3 protein-coding genes and 1 tRNA gene are annotated in these 2642 nt (G+C 50.2%); 3 read left to right on the top strand and 1 reads right to left on the bottom strand.

What is annotated here, in order from left to right; translation table 11 throughout:
• A partial coding sequence (locus R3177_RS14405) for a mechanosensitive ion channel family protein (RefSeq protein ID WP_318971700.1) occupies nt 1-360 on the bottom strand: 360 nt, incomplete at its 3' end.
• Nucleotides 361-497: 137 nt separating this feature from the next.
• Between R3177_RS14405 and R3177_RS14400 the strand changes: the two genes are divergently transcribed.
• From R3177_RS14400 to R3177_RS14390, 3 genes are all read left to right on the top strand, one after another.
• Nucleotides 498-573: transfer RNA gene (locus tag R3177_RS14400), tRNA-His, on the top strand.
• A 55-nt stretch (nt 574-628) separates the two neighbouring features.
• Nucleotides 629-1222, top strand: coding sequence for a DUF1285 domain-containing protein (locus tag R3177_RS14395; RefSeq protein ID WP_318971701.1), 594 nt, complete (start codon nt 629-631; stop codon nt 1220-1222).
• Between the two features lie 103 nt (nt 1223-1325).
• Entirely contained in the window at nt 1326-2609 is a 1284-nt protein-coding gene (locus R3177_RS14390) for an amidohydrolase family protein (RefSeq protein ID WP_318971699.1), read from the top strand.
• Nucleotides 2610-2642: the final 33 nt, after the last annotated feature.

The raw sequence follows: 2642 nt of genomic DNA, 5'->3' as shown, positions 1-2642 counted from the left end.
TGGCCGGAACAGAATAATCAGAATGCCTGAAGCAAAATTGGCTAACGACCCCTGCAGTGCCAGACCGATGGCCAGACCCGCAGCCCCAAGAATAGCAATAAAGGAGGTTGTCTGTACCCCCAGTTGTGATAACGCCATCAGAATGGTGGCGATAAGAATAATGGCATATACAATACTGACCAGAAACGCGACTACTGCTTTATCTACAGAGCGGGCAAGCAGGCCACGCTCCAGTAGCCGGGCAACACCTTTGGCGACAAGGCGACCGACATAGAAAATAACAATTGCCACGACCAGCTGGACTAAATAGCCTAATATGACCTCATGATTTTCCTGATAAAATGTAGTTATCTCTTCCATTACACATCCTCTGATAGAACTTAAATTCGTCACAAGTTTAGCAATCTTAGCCCGGTGATGGTACGCCAGCGCATGCTTTAGTTAAAAAAACTTGGTTGGCGCTACAATATTAGCTAAAATAACTGCCACAGACACTGGTGACTGTAGCTCAGTTGGTAGAGCCCCGGATTGTGATTCCGGTTGTCGTGGGTTCGAGCCCCATCAGTCACCCCAATTTTCGCAGCACCTGCCCCGGTTAGCCGGCTTCACTGCAGAGCCATGCTTGACCGTGTTACGTCTGCCCACTATTGTTAAGATCACTTGCACCAAACCCAGTATCAAAATGGATTTAGCGTCGCTTGAGCAACAGTTACAATGTCCTGATCTTGCGCCGGTAGAGCGCTGGCAACCCAAATTTTGTGGTGATTTACCCTTACTGATTACTGCAGATGGCCGCTGGTTATATCAGGGCAGTGAAATACGTCGCCAGCCTATGGTGCGGTTATTTGCTTCGGTCCTGATTTATCAGAACCAGCAGTATTATCTGCAAACGCCGGTAGAGAAAGTGCGGATCCAGGTTGAAGATGTCCCTTTTCTGGTAGTGGGCAGTCACTGGCAAGACAGCATTAACGGTCCTTTGCTGACATTGACAACCAACATTGGTGATGCAGTCAGTGTTACCCCGAGGTTCCCTCTGCATCTGAAATCGTATCAGCAACAATATTTACCCTATCTGCAATTATGGCGTGGTTTATCGGCTCGTTTAAACCGCAATACGTATTATCAGCTGATCACCCAGTGCAGTGAAGTTTACTGTGACGGTGCTATTCATTATCAGCTGAAAAGCGCTGGCTATCCGTTTACTTTGGGCATGCTGAGCTGACACTGCAGCTTAACGTACAAAATATGGGCTGTATCGCAGCCCGGTTGCGAACCGCTGACGGCCAGGTGCACAGTGTAGCGACTATCTGAAAGGAAATTTTATTATGCGCCCAGCATTACTGTCCCTTGCTGTCATTCTGACTATTCACAGCACTGCTGTCAGTGCCGCAACATTGATCCATGCCGGTAAGCTTATTGATGTTGAAGCCGGTAAAGTGTTGTCCAGGCAAACGGTAACTATTGATGGTGACAAAATCTCTGGCATTGAAGCCGGCTTTCGGCAGCCAGAGGCGGGCGATATCCTGATTGATCTGACCCGGCATACGGTGCTGCCGGGCTTAATGGACATGCACACCCACTTTTATACTCAGTTCAGTCCCACCGTATACAGTGAGAGCCAGCGGATGAATGAAGCCGATTTTGTGCTTCGTGGCGCGGTATTTGCTGAAAAAACCCTGCTGACAGGTTTTACCACCGTCCGTGAGCTTGGGGACAATTACAACATCAGTGTGGCGCTTCGCAAGGCCATTGCTGTCGGCTATGTTGATGGGCCAAGAATTTTTGCCGCGGGCAAGTCAATTGCCACGACCGGCGGCCATGCCGATCCGACCAACGGCGTCGCCTTTAATCAGATGGGCGACCCAGGGCCGAAAGACGGCGTCATAAATGGTGCTGATGAAGCACGCAAAGCCGTACGCCAGCGGTATAAAGAAGGCGCCGATTTAATCAAGATCACAGCCACCGGGGGGGTGCTCAGTGTGGCAAAAAGTGGCAGTAATCCACAGTTTACTGAGGCAGAGCTTGCTGCTGTGGTGGCCACAGCAAAAGATTATGATATGAAGGTTGCGGTGCACGCCCATGGTAAAGAAGGGATTGAACGAGCCATTAAAGCCGGCGTCGATTCTATCGAACATGGGACTTTTATGGATGAGCAAATGTTTGCACTGATGCGCAAACACGGCACCTACTACGTCCCTACGATCAGTGCCGGCATGTGGGCGGCGGAAAAAGCCGCTATCACTGGTTTTTTTCCGGAACTGGTGCGGCCAAAAGCAGCTAATATCGGTAAGTTAATTCAGCAGACTTTTGCTGAGGCCTACAAGGCGGGTGTCAAAATTGCGTTTGGTACTGATGCGGGTGTGTATCCGCATGGTGACAACTGGCGGGAGTTTATTTATATGACTGAAGCCGGTATGCCGGCAATGGCAGCAATTCAGTCTGCCACGATTGAAGGCGCGAAATTGCTTGGGGCAGAGGCTGAGTTAGGCAGTATCAGCCCGGGCAAATATGCTGATATTATTGCCGTGCCGGGCGATCCGTTACAGGATATCAGGCTGATGGGCGACGTCAGTTTTGTTATGAAAGCGGGAAAGATCTACAAGCAATAGACCCCGGCCAGCTGCCGCATTGCAGGCGGCAGC

The organism is Arsukibacterium sp., from assembly GCF_033722355.1.
In the GTDB taxonomy this organism is placed as follows: Bacteria; Pseudomonadota; Gammaproteobacteria; order Enterobacterales; family Alteromonadaceae; genus Alishewanella.
Note: the sequence above shows the minus strand (reverse complement) of the source record. Positions and strands in the feature narration are given on the sequence as shown.

Bases quoted from the DNA above. Each gene is read 5' to 3' on its own strand.
- R3177_RS14390 (WP_318971699.1), top strand. From the start codon at position 1,326: ATGCGCCCAGCATTACTGTCCCTTGCTGTCATTCTGACTATTCACAGC.